General features: G+C 72.1%; 20 protein-coding genes, 1 rRNA gene and 1 pseudogene. 4 read left to right on the top strand and 18 right to left on the bottom strand.

The window, feature by feature from the left end; all coding sequences use genetic code 11:
• Positions 1 to 4: 4 nt before the first annotated feature.
• From ACFU9P_RS33655 to ACFU9P_RS33680, 6 genes are all read right to left on the bottom strand, one after another.
• Positions 5 to 610, bottom strand: a complete 606-nt coding sequence (locus ACFU9P_RS33655; RefSeq protein ID WP_384088375.1) for a hypothetical protein — start codon at positions 608 to 610, stop codon at positions 5 to 7.
• On the bottom strand, positions 595 to 1,716 hold the full coding sequence (locus ACFU9P_RS33660) for a ParA family protein (RefSeq protein WP_363083530.1): 1,122 nt from the start codon (positions 1,714 to 1,716) through the stop codon (positions 595 to 597). The genes ACFU9P_RS33655 and ACFU9P_RS33660 overlap by 16 nt, the downstream gene beginning before the upstream one ends.
• 381 nt (positions 1,717 to 2,097) lie before the next feature.
• Positions 2,098 to 3,213, bottom strand: a complete 1,116-nt coding sequence (gene ald / locus ACFU9P_RS33665) for an alanine dehydrogenase (protein ID WP_376383374.1) — start codon at positions 3,211 to 3,213, stop codon at positions 2,098 to 2,100.
• Positions 3,214 to 3,356: 143 nt separating this feature from the next.
• Entirely contained in the window at positions 3,357 to 5,408 is a 2,052-nt protein-coding gene (locus tag ACFU9P_RS33670; protein WP_384088412.1) for an AAA family ATPase, read from the bottom strand.
• Between the two features lie 826 nt (positions 5,409 to 6,234).
• The gene (locus tag ACFU9P_RS33675) at positions 6,235 to 6,861 is read right to left on the bottom strand and encodes an NUDIX domain-containing protein (protein WP_376383376.1); all 627 of its coding nucleotides are present in this window, start codon (positions 6,859 to 6,861) and stop codon (positions 6,235 to 6,237) included.
• Between the two features lie 144 nt (positions 6,862 to 7,005).
• The gene (locus ACFU9P_RS33680) at positions 7,006 to 8,700 is read right to left on the bottom strand and encodes a CTP synthase (RefSeq protein ID WP_376383378.1); all 1,695 of its coding nucleotides are present in this window, start codon (positions 8,698 to 8,700) and stop codon (positions 7,006 to 7,008) included.
• 439 nt (positions 8,701 to 9,139) lie between these two features.
• Between ACFU9P_RS33680 and ACFU9P_RS33685 the strand changes: the two genes are divergently transcribed.
• Positions 9,140 to 10,948, top strand: coding sequence for a glycoside hydrolase family 15 protein (locus ACFU9P_RS33685; RefSeq protein WP_376383415.1), 1,809 nt, complete (start codon positions 9,140 to 9,142; stop codon positions 10,946 to 10,948).
• Positions 10,949 to 11,153: 205 nt separating this feature from the next.
• The gene (locus ACFU9P_RS33690) at positions 11,154 to 12,782 is read left to right on the top strand and encodes a PucR family transcriptional regulator (RefSeq protein WP_384088382.1); all 1,629 of its coding nucleotides are present in this window, start codon (positions 11,154 to 11,156) and stop codon (positions 12,780 to 12,782) included.
• A 65-nt stretch (positions 12,783 to 12,847) separates the two neighbouring features.
• On the opposite strand, the gene ACFU9P_RS33695 is transcribed toward ACFU9P_RS33690, so the two are convergent.
• The 5 genes from ACFU9P_RS33695 to ACFU9P_RS33715 form a co-directional block, all read right to left on the bottom strand.
• Entirely contained in the window at positions 12,848 to 13,933 is a 1,086-nt protein-coding gene (locus ACFU9P_RS33695; RefSeq protein WP_376383382.1) for a glycosyltransferase family 4 protein, read from the bottom strand.
• 258 nt (positions 13,934 to 14,191) lie between these two features.
• On the bottom strand, positions 14,192 to 15,940 hold the full coding sequence (gene recN, locus ACFU9P_RS33700) for a DNA repair protein RecN (protein ID WP_384088385.1): 1,749 nt from the start codon (positions 15,938 to 15,940) through the stop codon (positions 14,192 to 14,194).
• Positions 15,941 to 16,002: 62 nt separating this feature from the next.
• The gene (locus ACFU9P_RS33705; protein WP_376383386.1) at positions 16,003 to 17,013 is read right to left on the bottom strand and encodes an NAD kinase; all 1,011 of its coding nucleotides are present in this window, start codon (positions 17,011 to 17,013) and stop codon (positions 16,003 to 16,005) included.
• On the bottom strand, positions 17,010 to 17,825 hold the full coding sequence (locus ACFU9P_RS33710) for a TlyA family RNA methyltransferase (protein WP_376383388.1): 816 nt from the start codon (positions 17,823 to 17,825) through the stop codon (positions 17,010 to 17,012). Before ACFU9P_RS33710 ends, ACFU9P_RS33705 begins: the two co-directional genes overlap by 4 nt.
• A 48-nt stretch (positions 17,826 to 17,873) precedes the next feature.
• Positions 17,874 to 18,170 (bottom strand): hypothetical protein, encoded by a 297-nt coding sequence (locus ACFU9P_RS33715; protein WP_384088389.1) that lies wholly within the window; start codon positions 18,168 to 18,170, stop codon positions 17,874 to 17,876.
• 42 nt (positions 18,171 to 18,212) lie between these two features.
• On the opposite strand from ACFU9P_RS33715, the gene ACFU9P_RS33720 reads away from it, so the two are divergent.
• Positions 18,213 to 18,560, top strand: a complete 348-nt coding sequence (locus tag ACFU9P_RS33720; protein WP_376383392.1) for a sterol-binding protein — start codon at positions 18,213 to 18,215, stop codon at positions 18,558 to 18,560.
• Here the strand turns inward: ACFU9P_RS33720 and ACFU9P_RS33725 are convergent.
• The 4 genes from ACFU9P_RS33725 to ACFU9P_RS33740 all read right to left on the bottom strand — a co-directional run bounded on the left by ACFU9P_RS33725 (position 18,508) and on the right by ACFU9P_RS33740 (position 22,755).
• The gene (locus ACFU9P_RS33725; protein WP_384088392.1) at positions 18,508 to 19,350 is read right to left on the bottom strand and encodes an ABC transporter ATP-binding protein; all 843 of its coding nucleotides are present in this window, start codon (positions 19,348 to 19,350) and stop codon (positions 18,508 to 18,510) included. The two genes, ACFU9P_RS33720 and ACFU9P_RS33725, sit on opposite strands and share 53 nt — an antisense overlap.
• A gap of 106 nt (positions 19,351 to 19,456) precedes the next feature.
• Complete coding sequence (locus tag ACFU9P_RS33730; protein WP_384088395.1) at positions 19,457 to 20,527, bottom strand: FecCD family ABC transporter permease; 1,071 nt, start codon at positions 20,525 to 20,527, stop codon at positions 19,457 to 19,459.
• On the bottom strand, positions 20,524 to 21,573 hold the full coding sequence (locus tag ACFU9P_RS33735) for a FecCD family ABC transporter permease (protein ID WP_384088415.1): 1,050 nt from the start codon (positions 21,571 to 21,573) through the stop codon (positions 20,524 to 20,526). The genes ACFU9P_RS33730 and ACFU9P_RS33735 overlap by 4 nt, the downstream gene beginning before the upstream one ends.
• Before the next feature lie 153 nt (positions 21,574 to 21,726).
• Entirely contained in the window at positions 21,727 to 22,755 is a 1,029-nt protein-coding gene (locus tag ACFU9P_RS33740) for an HAD hydrolase-like protein (RefSeq protein WP_384088398.1), read from the bottom strand.
• Positions 22,756 to 22,855: 100 nt separating this feature from the next.
• Between ACFU9P_RS33740 and ACFU9P_RS33745 the strand changes: the two genes are divergently transcribed.
• Positions 22,856 to 24,160, top strand: coding sequence for a DUF1015 family protein (locus ACFU9P_RS33745; protein ID WP_384088400.1), 1,305 nt, complete (start codon positions 22,856 to 22,858; stop codon positions 24,158 to 24,160).
• A 98-nt stretch (positions 24,161 to 24,258) separates the two neighbouring features.
• Here ACFU9P_RS33745 and ACFU9P_RS33750 read toward each other — a convergent pair whose 3' ends face one another.
• The 3 genes and pseudogenes from ACFU9P_RS33750 to rrf all read right to left on the bottom strand — a co-directional run bounded on the left by ACFU9P_RS33750 (position 24,259) and on the right by rrf (position 26,297).
• Entirely contained in the window at positions 24,259 to 25,053 is a 795-nt protein-coding gene (locus tag ACFU9P_RS33750) for a hypothetical protein (RefSeq protein WP_384088418.1), read from the bottom strand.
• A gap of 360 nt (positions 25,054 to 25,413) precedes the next feature.
• A pseudogene (locus ACFU9P_RS33755) lies at positions 25,414 to 26,109 on the bottom strand (hypothetical protein); the annotation flags it as partial.
• 71 nt (positions 26,110 to 26,180) lie between these two features.
• Positions 26,181 to 26,297: ribosomal RNA gene (gene rrf / locus ACFU9P_RS33760) — 5S ribosomal RNA — on the bottom strand.
• Positions 26,298 to 26,504: the final 207 nt, after the last annotated feature.

Raw genomic sequence — 26,504 nt, forward strand, 5'->3', positions numbered from 1 at the left:
ACCCTCAGCGCCCGCGCAGGCGCCGTACGAGGATGCTCGCGTCTCCGCGTGATTCGAGGTCCGCGAGGACCACCGCGACCGCTTCGCGGACGATCCGTCCGCGGTCCACGGCGAGCCCGTGCTCGCCGCGCAGCACCAGCCGCGCGTGCTCCAGGTCCATCAGTTCCTCGGCCGAGACATAGACCGTGATCTTCTCGTCGTGCCGTTCGCGCCCGCTGGGGCGGCGGTTGGCGCCCCGCCCCCGGCGGCGCTGCTGTCCGGCGGACTGCGCGGCCCCGGGGGCCCCGGCCTCCTGTGCCGCCCGGCGCCCCTTCATCGCGGAGGCCGCCTGCTCGGCCCCCGCGGTACGGCTGCGGGGCGCCTCCGGGGAGTCCGTCTCGGCGGCGGTGTGCTCGTCCGGCGGAGCGGGGTGGGTCACGGGCGCGGCCGGGGCGGCCTGGCCCTGCGCCCCCGTCTCGCCCGCCGGGTCGCTCTCCCCGGCCGGCGGCGGTACCCGCGGCTCGCCGTTGGCGTTACGGCGCCGGTCCGCGGGCGAGGAGGACTGGAGCGCCGTCCCCCCGGTCGTACGGAACAGTTCGTCGGCCCCGGGCAGACTCACTCGGCGTGACACCGGGCGAGCACCTCCCTGGCGAGCTGGCGGTACGCGGCGGCGCCGACGGAGTTCGAGGCGTACGTGGTGATGGGCTCACCGGCGACCGTGGTCTCCGGGAAGCGCACGGTCCGTCCGATCACCGTGTGGTACACGTGATCGTCGAAGGCCTCGACGACCCGCGCGAGGACCTCCCGGCTGTGCACCGTGCGGGAGTCGTACATGGTGGCGAGGATGCCGTCCAGCTCCAGTTCGGGGTTGAGCCGCTCCTGGACCTTCTCGATCGTCTCGGTCAGCAGCGCCACCCCGCGCAGTGCGAAGAACTCGCACTCCAGCGGCACGATCACCTTGTGCGCGGCCGTCAGCGCGTTCACGGTCAGCAGACCGAGCGAGGGCTGACAGTCGATCACGATGTAGTCGTAGTCCTGCATCAGCGGCTTGAGCGCCCGCTGGAGCGTGGACTCGCGCGCGACCTCGCTGACGAGCTGCACCTCGGCGGCGGAGAGGTCGATATTGCTGGGCAGCAGGTCCATATTGGGCACGGCGGTCTTCAGGAGCACCTCGTCGGCCGCCATGCCCCGCTCCATGAGCAGGTTGTAGACGGTGAGGTCCAGCTCCATCGGGTTCACACCGAGACCGACCGACAGGGCTCCCTGCGGGTCGAAGTCGACGAGCAGCACACGCCGGCCGTACTCCGCGAGCGCGGCACCCAGATTGATGGTCGACGTCGTCTTGCCGACGCCGCCCTTCTGGTTGCACATCGCGATGATCTTCGCGGGGCCGTGGTCGGTGAGCGGGCCCGGGATAGGGAAGTACGGCAGGGGACGACCGGTCGGGCCGATCCGCTCGCGGCGCTGGCGTGCGGCGTCGGGGGCGAGAGTGGCCGCGTACTCGGGATCCGGCTCGTACTCGGCGTCTGGGTCGTAGAAGTGCCCCTCGGGCACCTCGTCGTAGTCGGCGAATGGAGTGGACTCTCGGCCACCCTCGTTGCCGGCCATGGCGTTCACGTGTTGGCCGTCCATCATCTGGTGGGCTGTCGTCATGTGCTGGTGGGTGGCGAAGGTGCGGACAGCTACGGAGCCGACAGCCTCGAACCCGGACGACGGGCTCTGGCCCCTCACCGGCATTCCTGGTTGACCACCCCCGGGAGTAAATGTCGACTCATTCACAAGTCGTCTTACCTCCTTGGACGGGACCAGGAAACTTATCGATAGGTCAGCGTGGCACCATGCCGACGGTTGGCGACTCTATGGCGTGTCACCGGTCCGCAGCAACACAATCCGCCGGACCCGGCCCGATGTGTCGGCAACGGAACATCCCGCTGTCAAGGGCGCACAAGCCTCTCATCAAGGCATGGTCCGCACCGTGCACGGCTCCGCGAATCGGGGAAAAGGTTACGTTCGAGGCGAGTTGACCGCTCGTTCGGAGGTGTCCGCGCACACGTCCGGCCGGACCTTGCCGATCAAGGTCCGGCCGTTGGCGCGATGTTGACGTCACAAGTTGACGCATCAGCCCAGAAGCGCGCTCAATTCGGCGTGATCCAGTCCATGCGCCTCGGCCACCTCACGGTAAACCACCTGGCCTTCATGCGTGTTGAGCCCCTTGGCGAGGGCCGGGTCCCGGCGCAGCGCCTCGCACCAGCCGTGGTCCGCCAGCTCCACGATGTACGGAAGCGTGGCGTTGGTCAGCGCGTACGTGGAGGTGTGGGGCACGGCGCCGGGCATATTGGCGACGCAGTAGAACACCGAGCCATGGACCGGGAAAGTCGGCTCGGCGTGGGTCGTCGGCCGTGAGTCCTCGAAGCAGCCGCCCTGATCAATCGCAATGTCGACAAGTACACTTCCGGGCTTCATGGTGGCGACCAGCTCGTTGGTGACGAGCTTGGGCGCCTTCGCGCCGGGGATGAGGACCGCCCCGATGACAAGGTCGGCGTCGGCGACCGCCCGCTCCAGTTCGAAGGCGTTGGAGACGATGGTCTGCACCGCGGTGCCGAAGATCCGGTCGGCCTCGCGCAGCTTGTTGATGTCGCGGTCGAGCAGGGTCACATGGAAGCCCATGCCGACGGCGATCTGGGTGGCGTTCCAGCCGGAGACCCCGCCGCCGATGACCACGGCCCGGCCGGCCGCCGTACCGGGCACTCCGCCCGGCAGGACACCGCGCCCGCCGGCCGAGCGCATCAGGTGGTACGCGCCGACCTGCGGGGCCAGCCGCCCCGCGACCTCGGACATCGGGGCCAGCAGCGGCAGCGCGCGCCCCGCGGTCTCGACCGTCTCGTACGCGATGGCTGTGACGCCCGAGTCCAGCAGGGCGTCGGTGCAGGCGCGGGACGCGGCGAGGTGGAGATAGGTGAAGAGCGTCTGGCCCTTGCGGAGCCGGTGGTACTCCTCGGCGATCGGCTCCTTGACCTTCAGCAGCAGCTCCGCGGCGGCCCAGACCTCGTCGGCGGTGGCCAGGATCCGGGCGCCGGCCGCGGTGAACTCGTCGTCCGTGATCGAGGAGCCGGCGCCGGCGTTCCGCTCGATGACGACCTCATGGCCGTGGCGCACCAGCTCGTGCACACCGGCGGGGGTGATGGCCACCCGGAACTCGTTGTTCTTGACCTCTCGGGGGATACCGACCAACACGGCAGATCACGGTCCTCGACTCAGGGCACTGCGGGCGCAATGCCACAGGGACCGGAGCGCGGGACAGCGCACCGGTGCACACCGCTTCTTTGCGGCAGAGCCAGTCTAATGAAGGATTTCCCGCTGTCTAGCCTTGCAAAGTATTATTGGCCAGCCGGAGCACTGCGGATTTCGTAGGTGTTTCCTTCCAATTCCAGCAATCGTTCGGCCGCGGACCGGTGCAGTCTGGCAGCGGTCGGGTCGCCGAGCCGGTCCAGGGTGTCCGCCGCGCGGAGCCGGAGCGCCGCCTGCAACCGGTCGTCCCCGGCCAGCCGCGCCCACTCGACGGCCTCCTGACAGGTACGCAGGGATTCCTGCGGCCGGCCCGCGTACTCCTGGACCCGCGCCACTTCGCTCAACGCCCGTGCCTGGCCGGGGAGATCGCGCAGCCGGCGGTAGAGGGCGACGGCGGACCGCCAGTTGCGGAGCGCCTCGCCGTAGTGGCCGGCGTACGTGTGGACGGTGCCGATCCGGCCGTACAGCCGGGCCGCGTCGGCGCGTTCGCCCCTGCTGAGGCGCTGGGCGAGGGCCCTGCCGTACCAGTCGGCGGCCCGCTGCCAGTCCTGGAGATCCTGGTGCGCGCCGCCTACGGATTCCATCGCGCGGCCGGTCGCGTAGAGATCGTTCGCGGCCCGTCCGGCGTCCAGCGCGGCGCGGTAGCGGGCGAGCGCGTCATGGGTACGGCCGGTCTGGGCGTCCAGATCGCCGATGTTCAGCAGCGCGGCGGCCTGCTCGCGGTGCAGCTCGCGCCGCTCCGCGATATCGAGGACGAGCTGGTGGAGCCCGTACAGCTCGGGCGCGGCGGCCTCGGTGCCGCGGTGCGCGGCCAGCGCCCTGACCAGCGCGGCGACCAGCCGGCGGGCCAGGGTGTCCAGCTCGCCGTCGGCGACCGCGAGCCGGGCGGCGGCCAGCAGGGCGGGCTGCCGGGAGGTCAGCCACTCGTCCGCGGCGGCGGCCGTCGGGAAACGCAGCGAGCGGGGCAGCCCGGCCAGCCGTTTGCGGGCCGGGGAGCCGTCGGGCTCGGTGATGGCCCGGCAGGACTGGAGCAGCCGTACGGTCCGCTCCAGCATCCGCGCCCGCGCGAGCTGCACCTCGGCGTCCCGGTCCTTCGTCTCCAGCAGATCGCGCAGCAGCGGTACGAGACAGCCGGGCACCAGATACCGCTCGTCCGGGGCCCGCTCACCCGCCGCCGGGTCGCCGGCCCGGCGCAGCAGCCCCAGCGCCGTGAAGTCGCCGAGCATGCTCCTGGCGGCCGACACCGAGCAGCCTGCCAGCGCGGAGGCGGTGTGCGCGTCCACGAACCCGGCGGGGGCCAGCGCCAGCAGCCGCAGGATCCGGGCGGAGGGCCCCGGCAGCGACTCGTACACAAGCTGGAAGGCACGGGCGAGCGGCCGGTCGCCGACGGGCCGCTCGGGGTCGTGCGGGAGGGCACGCAGCCGCTTGGCCGCGTCGGCGACGGAGGCGGTGGGGCGGGCGGCGAGCCAGCCGCCGGCCAGGACGAGCGCGGCGGGCTGGCCGCCGCACTCCTCGGCGAGGGACTCGGCGGCCTGCGGATCGACGGTGATCCGGACGGCACCGGTGAACCGGACCAGCAGCTCGATGGCGGCCTTGGCGTCCATGCCGCCGAGGGTGCACGGGCGGACATCGGGGATTCCGGTGAGCGGGCCCCGTGACACGGCGACGACCAGGCAGTCGGGGTTGTCGGGTACGAGCGGGTCGACCTGCTCGGCGTCGACGGCGTCGTCGAGGAGCAGCAGCACCCGCCGTACCGCCAGGGTCTCCCGCACCATCTGGGACAGCTCGTCCTCCCCGGCGCCGGGCGGGGTGGGGACCCCGAACGCGCCGAGGATCTCGCGTGCCGTGCGCTCGGTCGGTACGGGGTCGCCGCCGGGTTCGGTCAGCCGTGTCCGTACGAGCCCGTCCGGATAGCGGTCGCGCACCTGCGCGGCCAGCTCCTCGGCCAGCGCGGTGCGCCCGGCTCCGGGCCGCCCGGCGATGAGCAGCACCCGCGCGCGGGGCTCCTTGCGTCCGGAGATGGTATTGAGCCCGGCCCGCTCGATGTCCCCGCGCAGGGCCTTGAGCTCCCGCCCCCGCCCGGCGAACTCCCGGGCCCCGGCGCTGCCTGTTGTGCCGGGTCCGGTACCGGTACCGCTGATACGGGCATCGCCGGTCCCGGACTCCCGGGCTTCCGGGCCACCGGTGCGCCCGGGACCGGTGGCGGGCTCCCGGACCCCGGCCGTCACGCTCGCGGATGCGGTCCCGGTACCGCCGGTACGAGCACTGCTACTCCCCGCCTCACCGTCGCCGGAGCGGCCGGATCCGGCAGCGGTCTCTTCCGGCTCGGTCCCGGCGGCGGTACGGGCTTCCGCTCCGGCCGGGGCTTCGTCCGTACGGGCATCCGCGGCCCCGTCCGTACCGGACTCCGCGGGCGACTCCTCCGCGGGCGGCTCCTTCGCAGGCGTACCGCCCGGCTCGGAGGCCCGGCGGCGCAGAAGCGGAAGGCGGCGGCGTCTGGCCGGGGCGGGCGGACCGTGCTCACTGGCCGTCGCTTCCTCGGAAGTCTCCGGGGGCTTCACCCGGGCCGTACCTTTCGTCTTGGAACCGCTCTTCGGCGGCTTCGCCCCACCCGGCCTGAACCGGCCCCGGCGCTTGGCCGCCGGAGCGTCGGATTCGTTCGCCGGAGCGGTGTCCGGCCGCGCGTCGGCGGAGGCGGCGCCGCCTGCCTGGCCGTCGTTCTTCCCCGTGGCGCCCGTACGGCCGGAGCCGTCCACATCCACCGCCTGATCCGTCACGGGCCACGCTCCGTCCGCCTGCGCACGAGCCGAGCCCGGCGGGTCTCCGCACGGGCGGTCCGAGCGTAGTTCACTCTCTGCGACGGACCCGGTGGAGCGCGGCCGACCGATCACCCAATCCCTCAATCGGATCAGTCGTATCGTCAGACCGAAAGATCAACAGATCGACGGACCCGCGGAAGAACGGCCCTCAGGACTCGAACGGCCGTGCCGGCCAGGGCGCGTCCGCCGGCCGCAGCGCCTCGACGCCCTCCCCCGCCAGCGCCGCGCCCAGCGCCAGCACCCCCACCACCAGACAGTTGTTGTGCAGCTCGCCCGCGAGCACCCCCCGGGTCAGCTCCCCCAGCTCCACCCGCGCCAGCTCCATGTCCGCCTCCTCGTCGGAGACCTCGAAGCGCTCCCCGTCCGCCTCGGACAGATCGCGCGCGAGGAAGATCCGTACCGCCTCGTCGCAGCCGCCCGGCGTGGTGTAGAGGTCCGTCAGCACCCGCCAGTCCTCGGCCTTGACATGCGCCTCCTCGTACAGCTCCCGCTGCGCCGCGTGCAGCGGGTTCTCGCCGGGTACGTCGAGGAGCCCGGCCGGGATCTCCCACAGCTTCTGGCGGACGGGGTGGCGGTACTGGCGCAGTACGAGCACCCGGCCCGCACCGTCCAGCGCGAGAATCGCCACGGACCCGGGGTGGACCTGGTAGTCACGCGAGACGACCGTGCCGTCCGGCATGACCACGTCGTCCGTACGGACACTGGTCTTGTTGCCGCGGAAAGGCGTCCTGGTCGCGGTGACCCGCCACTCCTCGGGGGCGTCCTTGATGGTCATGAAAGCGTCCTCCCACACAGCGGCGCACACGCGGAAATCCGGGGCCGAGAAGCCGTACGACCCGCACGCCCGTCGCCCCCGGCTCCCACCGTATCGCCTGGATCCCGGTCGCCCGGACCGGCCGGACAGTACCTACGACAGCACCTACGCCTTGGCGGCCACGCGCCCGTCCGCCCCGGTCTCCGCGTCCTGACGGCGTGCCACCGCGGCCTTCACCAGACCGGTGAAGAGCGGATGCGGCCGGGTCGGCCGGGAGCGCAGCTCGGGGTGCGCCTGGGTGGCGACCAGATAGGGGTGGGTGGTGCGCGGGTACTCGACGTACTCGACCAGCTTGTTGTCGGGAGAGGTGCCCGAGAAGACCAGACCGGCCTTCTTCTCCAGCTCCGCGCGGTAGGCGTTGTTCACCTCGTAGCGGTGGCGGTGGCGCTCCTCCACATACGGCTGGTCGCCGTAGACCTCACGCACGATCGAGCCCTCGGCGAGCTTCGCCGGATAGAGGCCGAGCCGCATCGTGCCGCCCAGGTCCCCCGCGCCCTCCACATAGGCGAGCTGCTCCTCCATGGTGGAGATCACCGGGTGGGCGGTGCCGGAGTCGAACTCGGTGGAGTTGGCGTCGGGGATCCCCGCGACATGGCGCGCGGCCTCGATCACGATGCACTGGAGTCCCAGACACAGCCCCAGCAGCGGGACCTTGTGCTCGCGCGCGTACTGGATCGCGCCAACTTTTCCGGTCACCCCGCGCTCGCCGAAGCCGCCGGGGATCAGGATGCCGTCCGCGTCCGCGAGCTGTCTCGCCGCGCCCGCCGGGGTCTTGCAGTCGTCCGAGGTGACCCATTTGACCTTGACCCGCGCCTTGTTGGCGAAGCCGCCCGCGCGCAACGCCTCGGTCACCGACAGATAGGCGTCGGGCAGGTCGATGTACTTGCCGACCAGCGCGATCGTCACCTCGTGGTCGGGGTTGTGGACCCGGTCCAGCAGGTCGTCCCAGACCGTCCAGTCGACATCGCGGAACGGCAGGTCCAGCTTGCGTACGACATAGGCGTCCAGGCCCTCGGTGTGCAGCACCTTGGGGATGTCGTAGATCGACTTGGCGTCCACACAGGCCACCACCGCGGCCTCGTCGACATCGCACATCAGCGAGATCTTGCGCTTGATGGGCAGCGGTACGTCCCGGTCGGCGCGGAGCACGATCGCGTCCGGCTGGATACCGATGTTGCGCAGGGCCGCGACCGAGTGCTGGGTCGGCTTGGTCTTCAGCTCGCCTGAGGGGCCGATGTAGGGCAGCAGCGAGATGTGCACGACGAAAACGTTGTCCCGGCCGACCTCGTGCCGTACCTGGCGGACCGTCTCCAGGAACGGCAGCGACTCGATGTCGCCGACCGTGCCGCCGACCTCCGTGATGACGACATCGACATCGTCGGTCGCCATCCGCCGGATCCGGTGCTTGATCTCGTTGGTGATGTGCGGGATGACCTGGACCGTGTCGCCCAGATACTCGCCGCGCCGCTCCTTGGCGATCACCTGGGAGTAGATCTGGCCGGTGGTGACATTGGCGGAGCCGTCGAGGTCCACATCGAGGAAGCGTTCGTAGTGCCCGATGTCCAGATCGGTCTCGGCGCCGTCGTTGGTGACGAACACCTCACCGTGCTGGAACGGGTTCATCGTGCCGGGGTCGACGTTCAGATACGGGTCGAGCTTCTGCATGGTCACCCGCAGACCGCGCGCCTTGAGCAGCGCACCCAGGCTGGAGGCGGTCAGGCCCTTGCCGAGGGAGGACGCCACACCCCCGGTGACGAAGATGTGCTTGGTCGTCGGGGATGTCGAGGATCGGTGCGGCATGGCCAAGAGGGGGCTCCCGTGGTCGCGGTCTGGGGTGCGTACCGGTGTCCCTGCCGAAGAGGGGAGGGACTTCCGTCGCTGCGGGGTCGGTGCCCCTTTCGCGTCGCAGGGAGTCCACCGGTCCACGGGCTACCAGGGTATCAGCGACGCACCGAGGCCGGTCCCGGCCACGCGTCGCCCCGCCTCCCACACCTGTTCTCACGTGTCACCCTTTGTCCCGGGACTCACCCTTGGCCACGATGTTCGTCGGACCGATGTTGCCGGGACCGTGGCACAGAACTCCCAGGTGCGTCGTATCCTGCTCGGACGTTCGCTGCCGAGTCCGGCCGGCATCGGCACACCCCGCCCGATTTCCCGGAAGATGAGCTCGTCAACGACCCTTGACCGAAGTACACCGAAGTACGCGCCCCGCGGGGCGGACGTGGCCGTTCGACTGGAGATGCACGTGGCCGGGCGCATCGAGGATTACGCACTCATCGGAGACATGCAGACCGCTGCCCTGGTCTGCCGGGACGGCACAGTCGACTGGCTGTGCCTGCCCCGCTTCGACTCCCACGCCGTGTTCGCGGCGCTGCTCGGCACCGATGAGCACGGTTTCTGGCGGCTGGGCCCCGCGCACCCCGCGGGGTCCGCACCGCCGCGGGCGGCCAGGCGCCGCTACCGCGGGGACTCCCTGATCCTCGAATCCGAGTGGGACACCCCGCGCGGCACGGTGCGCGTGACGGACTTCATGCCGCCGCGCGACGGTGCCCCGCAGGTGATCAGGATCGTGGAAGGCATCAGCGGCCGGGTGCCGATGCGCTCGGCGCTGCGGATGCGGTTCAGCTACGGACGTGTGGTGCCGTGGGTGCACAAGGTGGACAACCGTACGGTCGCGGTCGCCGGGCCCGACTCGGTCTGGCTGGACACCACCGCCGAGACATACGGCAAGGACCTCACCACCTACTCCGACTTCACCGTGGCACCGGGCGACCGGATCGCCTTCACGATCAGCTGGCAGCCCTCGCACCGGCAGCCGCCCGCGCTGCCGGACCCGGAGGGCTCGCTGGAGGCGACCTCCGACTTCTGGCGCGAGTGGGTCGAGCACTGCACGTACCACGGCCCCTACCGCGAGGCCGTGATCCGCTCGCTGATCACGCTCAAGGCCCTGACGTACGCGCCGACGGGCGGCATCGTGGCCGCGCCGACGACCTCGCTGCCGGAGGAGATCGGCGGCGTACGGAACTGGGACTACCGCTACACCTGGCTCCGCGACGCCGCGATCACCCTCTCCTCGCTGCTGCGCACCGGCTACCGCGAGGAGGCCCGCGCCTGGCGCGAATGGCTGCTGCGCGCCGTCGCCGGCGACCCGGAGAACCTCCAGATCATGTACGGGATCGCGGGCGAACGGGAGCTGGGCGAGGCCGAGCTGGACTGGCTGCCGGGCTATGAGCGCTCGGGCCCGGTCCGGGTCGGCAACGGCGCGGCGCATCAGCTCCAGCTCGATGTGTACGGCGAGGTCACCGAGGCACTGCACCTCGCGCACATGACGGGCCTGGCCCGCAACGACTACGCCTCGGTGCTCCAGCTCAAGCTGATCCGCTATCTGGAGAAGCACTGGGACCAGCCCGACGAGGGCATCTGGGAGGTCCGCGGGCCGCGCAGACACTTCGTGCACTCCAAGGTGATGGCCTGGGTCGCGGTGGACCGCACGATCAAGCTGATCGAGTCGGGCGACGCCGACGGGCCGCTGGAGCGGTGGCGGGAGATGCGGGACGACATCCACCGCGATGTCTGCGAGAAGGGGTACGACAAGGAGCGGAACACCTTCACGCAGTCGTACGGCTCCAAGGAACTGGACGCCTCGCTGCTCCTCATCCCGCAGATGGGCTTTCTGCCGCCGGACGACAAGCGGGTCATCGGCACGATCGAGGCGATCCAGCGCGAGCTGTCCACCGAGGACGGGTTCGTCATGCGGTATCCGACCTCGGGCGAGGAAACAGGCGTGGACGGTCTGGCGGGCGACGAAGGCGCCTTCCTCGCCTGCTCGTTCTGGCTGGCCGACGACCTCGCGATGATCGGGCGGGTCGAGGAGGCGCGCAAGCTCTTCGAGAAGCTGCTGGCGCTGCGGAACGATCTGGGGCTGCTCGCGGAGGAGTGGGACCCGAGGCTCCAGCGCCAGGTGGGGAACTTCCCGCAGGCGTTCAGCCATGTGCCGCTGATCGACACGGCGCTGCGGCTGACGGCGTCGGGGGCGTACGGAGGCTGACAGCGGGCCGTGGGTCCGGCTGTAAGGGCCGGGGCGGGGGCAGTGTGCCCTTCGTCCCGGCTCCGCTCTTGAGGCGGGTGCTTCGGGGGTGCTCGGGGCCCGTCGGCGCTCCGGGGACGGGCATTTCCTGTGCCGGGAGCGAGTGTTTCCTGTGTCGGAAGCAAGTGTTTCTTGTGCGGCGTGACCGCGGGTAGCCTCCGGCTTCATGGACAGTCAGGGCGGTATCACCGTACGGCGGGCGCTCGGCCTGCCCGGACTGCGCGGTGGTCTCCCCGAGGTCGTGGCCTGCGCGGACGAACTGGACCGTACGGTGCGCTGGGTGCACGCCGGCGAGGTCCCGAACATCGCCTCGCTGCTCAAGGGCGGCGAACTGCTCCTCACCACCGGGCTCGGTCTGGGCACCCGCCCCGCCGACCAGCGCGCCTTCGTCCGGACGCTCGCGGACCGGGGGATCGCGGCACTGGTGGTGGAGCTGGGGCCGCGGTTCGGCCGGCTGCCGGCGGCGATCGTGGAGACGGCCAGGGCGGCCGGGCTGCCGCTCGTACAGCTCCACCGCGAGGTGCCCTTCGTCTCGGTGACCGAAGAGGTGCACACCGAGATCGTGAACGGCCATTACGCGCTGCTGCGGCGGGCCGAGGAGGTCCACCGCGCGTGCACACAGGCGCTGCTGGACGGGGGCGGGGTGGAGCGGGTGCTCCGGATCCTCGCGGACTTCGCGGGCAACCCGGTCTTCCTGGAGACGGCCGAGGGGCGGCTGCTGTACGCGGCGACGCCCGGCTCGGGCCCGGCCGCCGCCGATCCGCTCCAGATCTGGGAGGGGCTGCGCGGCCGACGGGAGGCGCGCGAGGCCGGGCCGCCGGCGGGGGCGGTGCTGGTGGACGTGCCGGGCGGCGGCCATGGCACGGGTGCGGTACGGGCCCGGCTGGTGCTGCCCGCCGTCTCCGCTCCGCCGCTGCCGGTGCACCGGATGGCGGCCGAGCGCGCGGCGGGGATGCTGGCGGTCGTCCTGATGCAGGCGCGCCAGGAGGAGGAGCTGGCGGCCCGGGGCCGCGGCGACTTCCTGACCGATCTGGCGGAGGGCCGCATCCGCGCCGAGGACGCGCCCGCGCAGGCCAGGGTGCTGGGCTTCAGGCCGGGCGAGGGGCCGCTGCTGCCGGTGGTGATGAAGCTGGACCCCGAACCCCTGCCGCCCGGCGACTGGGCACCGCTGGCGCGGGCGGTGCTGGAGGAGCTGGCGTCGGTGGGGGTGCCGGTGCTGCTGGGCCTACGGCCCGTGGAGGGCCGGGTTCCGCTGCTGGTGGGGCTGGACTCCGAGTCCGTACGTATGGCGGTGGCCGACCGGGTAGCGACGGCTCTGCGCTCCGGTGTGGCGCGGGCCGGTCTCGAACGCGCCGGCGCGCGCCCGCCCGTGGTGGTCGTCGGGGCCGCGGGCGGCTGGGCGGCGGCGAGCGCGGGGCTGCGGCACGCGGCGGAGACCGCGACGGCGGCGCAGGGTCTGCCGGAACGTCCCTGGTACGACGCCCGCCGTCTCGACATCGACCTGCTGCTGTGGCGGCTGCGCGAGCACCCGGACCTGGCGGCCTTCGTGCACCGCGCGATCGGCCCCCTCCGCGACCACGACCGCGCCTCGCGGCCCGCGCTGCTCCCCACCCTGGAGGCCTATCTGGCGCACGCGGGCCGCAAGGCGGAGACGGCGCGCGAACTCCATCTGAACCGCCAGACGCTGTACAACCGGCTGTCCCGTATCGCCGATCTGCTGGGCATGGATCTGGACGATCCGGAGACGGTCCTGACGCTGAGCCTGGCGCTACGGGCGAGGCGGCACGCGGGGTAGGCGCGCGAGGCTTCAGCGACGGCGGCTTCGGCGGCGCGGGCTTCGGACTTCAGCGGCGGGGGCCTTCAGCGGCGGGGCGCCTGGGCCAGTTCGTCGTAGACGCACAGCACCTGCGCGATGGTCTCGTCCTCCGTCGGCCAGGTCTCCGCCTGCGCCCGGCCGGCCGTCGTGAGCCAGTCCCTGCGGTCCGGGTCGCCGAGGAGCCGTACCACCGCGTCCGAGAGGGCCGCGGCATTTCCGTACGGTACGAGTTCCGCCGCGTCACCGACCAGTTCGGGGACCCCGCCGACGGCCGTGGCCACCAGCGGTACGCCGAGCCGCAGCGCCTCCTGCGCGAGGACCGAGCGGGCCTCCCAGCGGCTGGGCAGCAGCGCGATGTCCGCGGCGGCGAGGAGTTCGGCGATGTCGTCGCGCCGGCCGATGAGCCGTACGGGCAGGCCCTCCGCGTCGATACGGCGCTGGAGCCGCCCGCGCTCCCGGCCCTCGCCCGCGATGGCGAGCAGCGGGGCGGGGTCGAGGGCGCGCCAGGTGGCGGCCGCGTCCAGCAGTATGTCGTACCCCTGCTCCGGTGTGAGGCTGCCCACAGCCATCAGCAACGGGCGCTCGACCGCGCCCAGTTCGGCACGGGCCTTGCTCTCCGGGCCGCCGGGGCGCGTGTTCGGCGCGGGCAGCGCGACCGGCGCGAGACGGGCGTCGCGGGCGCCCCTGCTGCGCGCCCGGTCGACCAGTTCGGACGAGGTGCCGAGCACAACGGCCGCCGCTTTCACGGCCCTTCGCTCCAGCAGGCGTACGAGATGGGCGCGCGCCCCCTCCACCTGCGCGCGGGTGTGCCACGTCACCACCAGCGGTATCCGCTGCCCGCCGAGCGCGATCGCGGCGCGTACGGCTGCGTTCAGCCCATGCGCGTGCACGACGTCCGCGCCGGCGCACGCGGCGCGCAGGGTCGCGACGGAGGCGGGGTCTCCACGCCGGGGTACGGCGACGTGGTGCGCCCCCGAGCCGCCGAAGTCATAGGCGCGGTCGACGTCCACGGGGGCGCATACGGTGACGCGCACGCCCCGGGCGACCAGGCCCGCCGCCAACGACCGAACGTGCGCGCTGCTGCCTGCGCTGCCACCGCCGAGTACCTGGACCGTACGCAGTTGTGTCACGTGGTCAAGGCTCCTGAATCGGAAACGGGGACGCCGTCAAGAATGCCAGCCCGCACACCCGTTCCGTCACCACGGCCCCCCACTTCCGCGCCCCACCGGGCCGAATACCCCGGCGGACCACCCACACGGGTGAACGTGCACGCATATCCAGCCCGTCCGGCGTTTGAGGACGGAACCGCCCGCCCCGGTGCCGGGTGCGCGAAATCAAGCCCGTCCGGCGATTGAGGACACAGGGAGGCGCAACCGGCACCACGGCGCCTAGCCGGGAGGCGTCCTCGCTGAGGCCAGGAGTTCTTCCGCGTGCGCCCTCGCCGTTTCCGAGTCCTCCTGGCCCGCCAGCATCCGCGACAGCTCCCGTACCCGGTCCTCCCCCTCCAACACCGTCACCCCCGACCGCGTCACCGAGCCGTCGTTCGTCTTCTTCACCAGAAGCTGGCGGTCCGCGAACGCCGCGACCTGCGGAAGGTGTGTCACCACCACCACCTGCGCGGACGCCGCGAGCTTCGCGAGCCGGCGGCCGACCTCGACCGCCGCCTTGCCGCCGACGCCCGCGTCGACCTCGTCGAAGAGATACGTCGGCACGGGATCGGACCCCGCGAAGACCACCTCCACCGCGAGCATCACCCGCGACAGCTCACCGCCCGACGCGCCCTTGCCGATCGGCCGGGGCTGGGCGCCCGGGTGGGGGGCCAGGAGGAGTTCGACCTCGTCGGCGCCGTGCGGCCCGTACATCACGGAGCGCCCGCCCACCTCGACGCCGGACAGCTCGTCCGCGGACTCGGTCTGGCGGATGTCGAACGAAACGCGCGCGTGCGGCATCGCCAGCGACGCCAGCTCGGCCGTGACCGCGTCGGCGAAGCGCGCCGCGGCCTCGGTGCGGGCGTCGGTCAACGCCTGGGCGAGGCCGGACAGTTCGGAGCGCAGCGCGTCCCGCTCGGCCGTCAGCTCCGCGATCCGGTCGTCGTCGCTCTCCAGCTCCGTGAGCCGCGCCGCGCTCTCCTCCGCCCAGGCCAGCACCGCCGCGATGTCCTCGCCGTACTTGCGGACAAGGGCGTTGAGCGCGGCCCGCCGCTCCTCCACCGCGGCCAGCCGCAGCGGATCGGCGTCCAGATTGTCCGCGTAACCGGCCAGTTCGCCCGCCACGTCCGCCAGCAGGATGGAGATCTCCCCCATCCGGTCGGCCAGCCCGGCGAGCGCCGGGTCGTGGGACCGTACGGCCTCCAGCGCCCGCCCCGCGCCCGCGACCAGTGTCGTCGCGTCGACGCCCTCCGGGTCCTCGGGATTGCCCGCGAGCGCGCCGTGCGCCACGGCCGCCGCGGACGCCAGCGCCTCCGCGTGCCCGAGCCGCTCCGCCTCCGCGGCCAGCTCGGTGTCCTCGCCCGCGCGCGGTTCGACGGCCGCGACCTCGTTCAGCCCGAAGCGCAGCAGATCGGCCTCCTGCGCGCGCTCACGGGCCCGCGTGGTCAGCTCCTCCAGCTCCACGGCGGCGGCCCGCAGCCTCCGGTACGCCACGGTGTACGCGGCGTGGGGCGCGGCGACCGCGTCGCCCGCGTACCGGTCGAGGGCCTTCCGCTGCCGCGCGGGCCGCAGCAGCCCCTGCTGGTCGGTCTGGCCGTGCACCGCGACCAGATCGTCCGCCAGCTCCGCCAGCACACCCACCGGCACCGAACGCCCGCCCAGGTGCGCCCGCGAGCGCCCCTCGGCGGAGACGGTCCTGCTGATCAGCAGCGTCCCGTCCTCCAGCTCCGCCCCGGCCTCCTCGGCCCGTATGGCCGCGGGCGCGCCCGCGGCCATGGTGAGCCGGCCCTCGACGACCGCCGACTTCGCGCCGATCCGTACCAGCGCCGGATCGGCCCGGCCGCCGAGCAGCAGTCCCAGACTGGTGACGACCATGGTCTTGCCCGCGCCTGTCTCACCGGTCACCGCGGTGAAGCCTGGCGACAGCTCGACGACCGCGTCGTCGATGACCCCGAGCGACCGTATCCGCATCTCCTCCAACACGGTCATGACCATACGAGGTCCGGACCCCGCCGCGCGACGGCCCCCACCCGAGGTTCCCCCGCCCGTGCTCAGTGGGGCGCCCCTCGCCAGCCCGACACCGGCAGCGCGAACTTGGCCACCAGCCGGTCCGCGAACGACGCGTGGTGCAGCCGCGCCAGCCGTACGGGCACCGCTCCGCGCCGTACCTCGACCCGGGCGCCCCGGGGCAGCTCGACGGTTCTGCGCCCGTCGCACCACAGCACCCCGTTCGGCGTGTGCGCCTGCACCTCCACCGCGAGCACCGTGGTCGGCGAGGTGACCAGCGGCTTGGCGAACAGGGCATGGGCGCTGATCGGGACCATCAGCAGCGCCTCGACCTCCGGCCAGACGACGGGCCCGCCCGCCGAGAAGGCGTACGCCGTCGACCCGGTGGGGGTGGCGCAGACGATCCCGTCACAGCCGAAGGCGGTGACCGGCCGCCCGTCGATCTCCAGGACCACTTCGAGCATCCGCTCGGGCGAGACCTTCTGTACGGCCGCCTCGTTGAGGGCCCAGTCCCGGTGGACGACATCGCCGTTGCTGTGCACGACGACATCGATCGTCATCCGCTCCTCGACCTCATACGCGCGGGTGACCACGCGGTTGACGACCTTGTCCAGATCGTCGCGCTCCGCCTCCGCGAGGAAGCCGACCCTGCCCAGATTGACCCCGAGCATGGGCACACCCGAGGCGCGCGCGAAGGCGGCGCCGCGCAGCAGCGTCCCGTCACCGCCGAGCACGATGAGCAGTTCGCAGCCGTCGAGTACGTCGGGGGCGGTCTCGGGGACGGTCTCGACGGCCGGCGGGAGCGGCAGATCGGCCGCCTCCGTGGCCAGGACCCGTACGCCGAGACCGTTGCGCACCAGTCCGTTCACGACCAGTTCGGCGCTGCGGATCGCCGCGGGCCTGCCGGTGTGGGCGAGCAGGAACACGGTCCGGTCCGCGTTGGCCGCCCGTACGTCGGGGGCGGTTTCGGCGGCCGGGACACTTCTGCTCCGGACGGCCTCGGCGGGCCGGGGGCTCTGCGCGGGCTGGCTCATCTGCGTAGTACGCGTGGTCAACGGGGTCCCTCCGCCACTGCACGGTCGACATCCGCCGGGTCCAGCTCGGGCGCCCCGGCTCGGAGCCACAGAAAGTACTCGACATTCCCGGAAGGACCAGGCAGCGGACTGGCGGTGACGCCCCGTACCCCGAGGCCGAGTTCACCGGCCCGCCGCGCCACCGCCCGTACCGCCTCGGCCCGCAGCTCGGGGCTGCGTACGACACCTCCGCTGCCCAGCCGCTCCTTGCCCACCTCGAACTGCGGCTTCACCATCAGGACCAGGTCCGCGCCGGGCGCCGAGCAGCGCACCAGCGCCGGCAGCACCAGCCCCAGCGGGATGAACGACAGATCCCCGACCACCAGATCCACGGGCTCCCCTCCGATCGCGTCGAGCGTCAACTCGCGTACGTTCGTACGGTCCTTGACGGTGACGCGTTCATCGCCCCGCAGCGACCAGGCGAGTTGCCCGTACCCGACGTCCACGGCGACGACATGGCCCACGTCCGCGCGGAGCAGGACATCCGTGAAGCCGCCGGTGGACGCGCCCGCGTCGAGGGCCCGCCGGCCGCGGACCTCCAGACCGAGGGGTACGAAGGCCGCCAGCGCGCCGGCGAGTTTGTGCCCGCCGCGCGAGACGTAGTCGGGTTCGGTGTCGTCCGCGGTGACGACGACGGCGGCGCTCGTCTCGACCTGCGTGGCGGGCTTGGTCGCGGTGGTGCCGCCGACGGTCACCCGGCCCGCGGCGATGAGCTGGCTCGCGTGCTCGCGCGAGCGCGCGAGGTTACGGCGTACCAGCTCGGCATCGAGACGGCGGCGTGCCAGTCCTGCCACGTTCGGTTCAGCTCCTGTGGTCGTACGCGAGAGAGGTCACCGGGGCCGTCACCGGGGCCCCTGCGGAGTGCCCGGCGGGCCCGGGGCCGCCGGGCGGGCGTCGAGCGCGGTCAGCGCGTCGCGCAGCCCCCGGTGCACATCCTCGTACACCTCGACATGGCCGTCCGCCGAGAGGTGGTCGGCGTCCGCGAGCCGGGCCAGCCGCTCGTCCACCTCGGCGTTGCCGGTCGGGACGACACCCACGCCGAGGGGGCGCGGCGCCGCGGGTTCCGGCGCGGGCGGTCCCGCGGCCCCTGGCCCGTGCCCGTCCGGTACGGCGGCCGCGCCCGCCATCGAGTCGCTCATGCCCAGACGCTACCGCGAAGCCCTGCGGTACCGTCGATCGCGATGGCGACGAAGGAGGAGTGCCGCAGCGCACTCGACAAGCTCTCTGACAGTCTGGCGCGCGCGGACGGGAAGGTCCGCACCGCGGCAGGCTTCGACCGTTCACTGACCTGCCACATCACGGACCTGGACGTGACCTTCACCGGGCGGCTCGTGGACGGCAGGATCGAGGTGGCGGAGGCGGTGGCGGGGCCACCGACGGAGAAGGCGCAGATCGGGCTGGCCATGGCGGGCGACGATCTGGTGGCGCTGGTCGACGGCGAGCTGAATTTCGCCCGGGCCTGGGGGTCGGGCCGGGTCAGGCTGGACGCGGGCTTCCGTGATCTGGTGCGCCTGCGGTCGCTGCTCTGAGGGACCAGGCCCGCCGTCCGGCCGGCACCACCAGCGGCGTACCGGTCTCCGGGTCCTCGATCACCTGGCACCGCAGCCCGAACACCTCCTCGACCCGCTCGGCCGTGACGACCTCCGAGGGCGCTCCCTCCGCCACGACCGCCCCGTCGCGCATCGCGATCAGATGCGTGGCGTAGCGGGCCGCGTGGTTGAGGTCGTGCAGTACGGCGACGAGCGTACGGCCCCCGGTCTCGTGCAGGTCGGCGCAGAGGTCGAGCACATCGATCTGGTGCTGGATGTCGAGGAAGGTGGTCGGCTCGTCGAGCAGCAGGAGCGGGGTCTGCTGGGCGAGGGCCATCGCGATCCAGACCCGCTGGCGCTGGCCGCCGGACAATTCGTCGACATAGCGATCAGCCAGTTCGGCGACACCGGTCGACTGCATCGACTCGTCGACGATCCGCTCGTCCTCGGGCGACCACTGGCGCAGCAGCCCCTGGTGCGGATACCGGCCGCGGGCCACCAGATCGGCGACGGTGATGCCGTCGGGCGCGATCGACGACTGCGGCAGCAGCCCGAGGGTCCTGGCGACCTTTTTGGCGGGCATCGTGTGGATGACCGTACCGTCGAGCAGGACGCGCCCCTGGGACGGCTTGAGCATCCGGGAGAGCGCACGCAGCAATGTCGACTTGCCGCAGGCGTTGGGGCCGACGATCACCGTGAACGAGTGGTCGGGGATCTCCACCGACAGATCGCGGGCGATGACCCGCTGGTCGTAGCCGAGGGTCACCGATTCCGCGGTGAGGCGCTGCATGGTCGTACTCCTGCTCCTGGTGTCCGCGGATTTCATCCGCGCCTCGTTCCCGTTCATATGTGGCAGTTCCCGATCACATACGGCCTCATTTGCGGCCCGCCGTGCGTCATATACGGCCTGCCTTGCGCTCGGTGACCAGCAGCCAGAGCAGATAGCAGCCGCCGAGCACCCCGGTCACCACGCCGACGGGCAGCTCGCGGTCGCCGAACGCCGAGGTGGCGATCCAGTCGGCGACAAGCAGCAGCACCGCCCCCATGACCGCGGCGGCACCCGTATTGGGCCCCGGCGCCCGGGTCAGCCTGCGGGCGAGCTGGGGAGCGCTCAGCGCCACAAAGGCGATGGGCCCGGCGGCGGCCGTCGCCACCGCGACCAGCAGTACGGCGGATCCCATCAGCACCAGCCTGGTCCGCTCGACCCGCACGCCCAGCGCGTACGCCGCGTCGTCGCCCATCTCCATCACGCGCAGCGCCCGCCCGTGCCCCAGGACCAGCGGAATCAGCACCCCGCACACCACGAACAGCGGCCAGGCCTGCGTCCAGTCGCGCCCGTCGAGCGAGCCGGTGATCCACAGCACGGCCCGGGTCGCGTCGACCAGATCGGCCTTGGTGATCAGATAGTGGGTGACGGCGGTGAGCATGGCGGCGACACCGATACCGACGAGGACCAGCCGGTAGCCGTGCACCCCGCGCTTCCAGGCCAGCACATAGACCCCGGCCCCGGTCACCGCGCCTCCGACGACCGCTCCGCCCGCGACGGCCGTCGCACCGCCCTGAAAGAGAACGATCACGCTCAGGGCACCGACCGTCGCGCCCTGACCGAATCCGATCACATCCGGGCTGCCCAGCGGATTGCGGGTGAGGGACTGGAAGACCGCTCCCCCCACCGCGAGGGCCGCGCCGACGAGCAGCCCGACCAGCACCCGGGGCAGCCGCAGCTCCTGGACGATGAACTCCTGTCCCGCGCTGCCGTTCCCCAGCAGGGTCGTGACGACATCGCCGGGCGACATCGGGAAGTCGCCGGTGCCGATGAGCACGACCCCGGCGGCCAGCGCGACCGCGGCGAGCAGCAGCACCGTCAGGCCCGAGCGCCGGTCGTACCGTACGGAAAGACCTCCCGGCAGCCGGACCGTGCGTACGGCGGGATGTCCGGGCGCCTTCTCCCTGGAGAGTACGGTCACAGCCGGCCCATCCTTTTGCGGCGTACGAGCTGGACGAAGACGGGCCCGCCGAGCAGCGCGGTGACGATGCCGACCTGAAGCTCCGACGGTCTGGCGACGACCCGGCCCACCACATCGGCGCCCAGCAGCAGCACGGGCGAGAGCACCGCCGCGTACGGCAGGATCCACCGCATGTCGGGCCCGGTGACCGCCCGTACGAGATGAGGCACCATCAGTCCGACAAACACGATGGGCCCGCAGGCCGCCGTCGCCGCCCCGCAGAGCAGGGTGACGGAGACCATCGCGAGTACGCGGGTACGGGCCGGACGCGCGCCCAGCGCACGGGCGGTGTCGTCGCCCATCGCCATCGCGTTGAGCGGACGGGCGATCAGCAGTGCGAGGACAACACCTATGGCGACAAAGGGCCACACCTTGCCGACAGTCGACATGTCGGCCGAGGCGAGCGAGCCGACGGTCCAGAAGCGCAGCCGGTCGAGCGCAGCCGAGTCCAGAAGCTGTACGGCGTTGACGTAGCCGAAGAGCGCGGCGGTGGCGGCGGTTCCGGCGAGCGCGAGACGCACCGGTGTGGCGCCGCGGGTGCCGCCGAGGACGTACACGAGCGCCGAGACCACCGCCGCGCCCAGGAACGCGAACCACACATAGCCGGTGATCGAGGTGACGTTCAGAAAGCTGATGGCGGAGACCACCGCGGCGGCGGCTCCGGCATTGACCCCCAGCAGCCCCGGCTCGGCGAGCGGGTTACGGGTCAGCGCCTGCATCACCGCCCCCGCGAGCCCGAGCGCGGTCCCGACGAGCAGCCCGAGAACGGTCCGCGGCAGCCGGACATCGACGACGATCACATCGTTCCCGGTGCCCGAGTCATGGACCAGGCCGTGCCAGACGTCCCCGAGCGGTACGGACTTGGCACCGATCGCGATACTCGCTCCACAGACCAGCAGGAGAACGCCGAGGGAGAGGAGCAGCCCCGTGGCGCGCGGGATCCGGCGCTCGCGGGGCGCGGCGGCGGGGACCGGCGGCGCGCTCGGTTCGGGGGGACTGTGGACCAACACGAGGTTAGGTTAGCCTACCCTCGCAACCAGCTCGCTGAGAGGTTCGCCGCGGGGGCAGGCCCGTACGTACGCCGGGATCAAGGCCCGTACGTACGTTGGGACCAGACCCGTACCTACGTACCGACAGCCCCGGCTCCACGTACTACAGCCCTACAGCCCCAGCTTCGCCAGCGCCTTGCCCGCGTCCAGCGTGCTCGCCCCCTCGCCCGCCTCCGTCCACGCCGCCGCGCACAGCGCGCGCAGCCCGTCCAGCGCCGTGCCGTCCCCCTCCAGCACCAGCGTCTGCCCGCCGGCCGAAGCGGTCCAGCCACCGCACCCGAACCCGCCGCCGGTCACGGCCACTTCGGGCTGCCCGGTCAGCAACCCCCGCAGATCCGCGTCCACATAGGTGGGCCGGTGGATCGGCACTGCCGCCAGGAGCCGCGCCGCGTCCGTCACCCCGGTCAGGACGAGAAGCGAGTCCACACCCCCGTTGAACGCCCCCTCGATGTCCGTGTCCAGCCGGTCCCCGACCACCAGCGCCCGCCGCGCCCCCGTCCGCAGGATCGTCTCCCGGTGCATCGGCGGCAGCGGCTTGCCCGCGACCTGCGGCTCCGCTCCCGTGGCGATTCGTACCACCTCGACCGCCGCGCCATTGCCCGGCGCGATCCCCCGCGCGCTCGGAATCGTCAGATCCGTATTGGACGCGAACCACGGCAGGCCCCGGTTGATCGCGTAGCACGCCTCGGCGAACCGCCCCCAGGGCAGCTCCGGCCCCCCGTACCCCTGCGCCACCGCCGCCGGGTCGTCATCGGCCGACTCCACCGGTACGAGACCCCGCTCGCGCAGCGCGACCCGCAGCCCCTCCCCGCCGATCACCAGCACCCTGGACCCCGCAGGAAGCTGCTCGGCGATCAGCCGGGACACCGCCTGCGCCGAGGTGATCACATCACCGGGACCGGCCGGCGCGCCGAGTTCCGTGAGATGTGCCGCGACGGTCTCGGGCGTGCGCAGCGCGTTGTTGGTGACATACGCGAGATGCATCCCGCCGTCCCGGGCCGTACGGAGCGACTCGGCCGCGTGCGCGATGGCGTCGCCCCCGGCGTACACCACGCCGTCGAGATCGAGCAGAGCCGTGTCGTACGCCTTGTACAGCGCGGTCGTGCTCCCGCCCGGCCTGGTCCTGCCCCGCTCGCTCATCCGCCGCCCGTCCCTCGTTCGTGCCGCCGGTACTCCGGTGGCTCCGATGGCTTCTCCCCCGATCATCGCTCATCCCCCACGGCCCACATACGATGCCCTGATGAACACAACAGGTCCCGGGGACAAGGGGCTGCGACTGATTCCGTTCCGTGGACTCCGCTATGTCCCCGAACGGGTCGGCAGCCTTGCCGCGGTGACCTCGCCGCCGTACGACGTGGTCGTCAGGCCGGACGGTCTGCACCACCTGGAATCGGCCGATCCGCACAACATCGTCCGGCTGATCCTGCCGCAGGCCACCACCCCCGGCGAGCGCCACCGCCAGGCCGCGCGCACACTGGGCCGCTGGCTCGCCGAGGGCGTCCTCGCGCCCGACGAGGAGCCCGCGCTGTACGTGTACGAGCAGCGCGGGGGCGAGCTGCTGCAGAGGGGGGTCATCGGGGCGCTGGCGCTGTCCGCCCCCTCCGACGGCATCGTGCTGCCCCACGAGGACGTCATGCCGGATGTGGTGGAGGACCGCGCGGCCCTGATGCGGGCGACCGAGGCGAACCTGGAACCGCTGCTGCTGACCTACCGCAGCGGAGGCGAGGCAGCCGGCACGGCGGACACACCGGAGGGCGCCGGTACGTCGGGCGTCATCGCGCGCGCCGTCCGCCGGCCCCCGCTTCTCGCGACCACCACGGAGGACGGCTTCAGTCACCGTCTGTGGGCGGTCACGGATCCCGGTGACCTCGCGGAGATCACCGAGGACCTGGGCCATCACCAGGCCCTGATCGCCGACGGCCACCACCGCTGGGCGACGTATCTGCGGCTGCGCGACGAGCACCCGGCCGAAGGCCCATGGGGGTACGGGCTGGTCCTGCTGGTCGACACGGCCCGCCACCCCCTCCAGGTGCGCTCCATCCACCGGCTGCTGCACCGGCTGCCGGTCGGCCGCGCGGTCGAGGCCCTCTCGGGCTCCTTCCGTGTCCGTACGATCGAGAGCCCCCTCGCCGAGGCGCTGGACGCCCTGGCGGAGGCCGCCGCCTCGGGCAACGCCTTCCTGCTGGCCGGGGACGGGCGCTTCCATCTCGTCGACCGCCCGGACCCGGATCTGCTGGCGCGTACGGTCCCCGAGGACCGGCCCGCGGCCTGGCGGGCGCTGGACGCGACGGTCCTGCATGCCACGCTCCTGGACCACGTCTGGCGGATCCCGGACGCGCCCGAGCACATCGCGTACATCCATGACACGGCCGCGGCCGTCGACAAGGCGGAACGCGACGGCGGTACGGCGGTCCTGCTGCACCCGGTGCGCGAGGAGGTCGTACGCGAACTGGCCCGCCAGGGCGTGATGATGCCGCGCAAGTCCACCTCCTTCGGCCCCAAGCCGGCGACGGGACTGGTGCTGCGCAGCCTCACGCTGGAGTGAGTACGTCTGTGGGCGGCACCCCGGCCGGGATGCCGCCCACAGAGATTCAGGTGTACGGGTTGTACGGGCGTGCAGGCGTACGGGCGTCAGCTCAACGCTCAGCCCTTGTCGTTGCCTTCGCTGTCCTCGTCGTCCTCAACGTCCTCGGCGTCGTCGTCCGCGCCGGTGCCGTCCAGGCCGTCGTCCTCGTCCTCGTCGTCATCGTCCTCGTCATCGGCCAGGGCGTCGACGAACTCGACCCCGTCCAGCTCCGCGAGCCGGTCAGAGGCGTCCGTCGCACCGTCCTTGTCCGCCTCGACCGTCTTGGCGAACCACTCGCGGGCCTCGTCCTCGCGCCCCGCCGACAGCAGAGCGTCGGCGTAGGCGTAGCGCAGCCGCGCGGTCCACGGCTGTACGGAGTTCGACGCCAGCTCGGGGCTCTGGAGCGTCACGATGGCGGCGTCGAGCTGCCCCATGTCCCGGCGCGCGCCGGCCGCGACGAGCCGCATCTCGACCTGGCCCGCCTTGTCGAGTTTCTGCACCTCGGGCTCGCCGGCCATCGCCATCGCCCGTTCCGGACGGCCGAGACCGCGCTCGCAGTCCGCCATGACGGGCCACAGATCGACACCCCCGGTCATCCGCCGCGCGGCCCTGAACTCGGCCAGCGCCTCGGCGTACTTCTGGGTGGCGTACGCGGCGAAGCCGGCCGCCTCCCGTACGGCGGCGACCCGGGAGGCGAGCCGCAGGGCGATACGGGAGTACGCGTAGGCCTGTTCGGGGTCGTCGTCGATCAGCTTGGCGACCATCACGAGGTTCTTCGCGACGTCCTCGGCGAGTGTCTTGGGGAGGCTCATCAGCTCCTGCCGGACGCTCGCGTCGATCTCCTCGCCGGTCACATCCTCCGGGATGGGCAGCCGCTTGATCGGCTCCCGGTCACGGTCCCGATCGCGGTCACGACCCCGGTCGTCACGGCGCTCGTACCCACCACGGCGGTTGTCGTCGCGCCCGCGGTACCCACCGCGATCGCGGTCGTCACGCCGGCCGTAGCCGCCACCGCCCGTGGGCCTGCCGCCGCCTCCGCGGCTGTCGTCACGGCGGGGGCCACTGGGACGGTCGTCCCGCCGTGCGTAACCGCTTCCCCGGCTCTCGCCGCGGTCGTCACGCCGGAAGCCGGGCCGATCGTCACGGCGCAAGGCGGGCCGATCGTCACGCCGCTCATCACGGCGGTCGTCGCGGCGGTCGTCCCTACGGGGTCCGCTCGGCCGGTCGTCCCGCCGGGGACCACTGGGACGGTCATCGCGACGACCGTAACCCCCGCCCCCCGAACCGAAACTGGGCCGCCCACCACGGTCATCCCGCCTGTCGTCCCTGCGCGGCCCACTGGGACGATCGTCACGGCGCGGCCCGCTCGGCCGGTCGTCACGCCGGGGTCCGCTGGGGCGGTCATCACGACGTGGGCCACTGGGGCGGTCATCGCGCCGGAACCCGGGCCGGTCGTCGCGCCTGTCATCGCGACGAGGACCGCTCGGCCGGTCGTCACGGCGAGGACCGCCGGTACGGTCGTCACGCCGCCCGTATCCGCCACCGCTACCGCTGCCGGCACCGGCAGGCCGCCCGCCACGGTCATCACGGCGGGCGTAACCACCGCCGCCGGAACCGGAATTGGCACCGAAGCCCGGACGCCCACCGCGGTCGTCGGAACGACGCGGCCCGCTGGGCCGGTCGTCGCGGCCACCGCGATATCCGCCGCCCCGATTGTCATCACGACGGCTGTCATCGCGACGGCCGCTGTCATCACGACGGAAACCACCACGGTCCCGGTCATCACGCCGTGGACCGCGATCGCGATCGTCACGGCCTCCGCGGAAGCCGCCCCGGTCACCGCTGTCCCGACGGCGCTGATCGCGCTCGGGACGGTCGTCGGAGGAATTGGGGGACATCGGTTGGGCTCCTGTCTTCGGGTACCGCAGTCATTCTCGCAGAAAAACAAAAAGGACCCATGATCCAGCATGAACGCTGGACCATGGGTCCTTGAAAGATTGTTCGGCGGTGTCCTACTCTCCCACAGGGTCCCCCCTGCAGTACCATCGGCGCTGTAAGGCTTAGCTTCCGGGTTCGGAATGTAACCGGGCGTTTCCCTCACGCTATGACCACCGAAACCCTATCGGGCCACCCCGCCGAAGCGGGATATCGGCACTTAGCGAACAAGCACACTCTTCAATTGAGTACATACTGGTTCAACCGGTGCGACTGTTCGCAACCCGGGAACCACACAGTGGACGCGAGCAACTGAGGACAAGCCCTCGGCCTATTAGTACCGGTCAACTCCACCAGTCACCTGGCTTCCATATCCGGCCTATCAACC

Source organism: Streptomyces sp. NPDC057617, from assembly GCF_042800555.1.
Classification (GTDB): domain Bacteria; phylum Actinomycetota; class Actinomycetes; order Streptomycetales; family Streptomycetaceae; genus Streptomyces.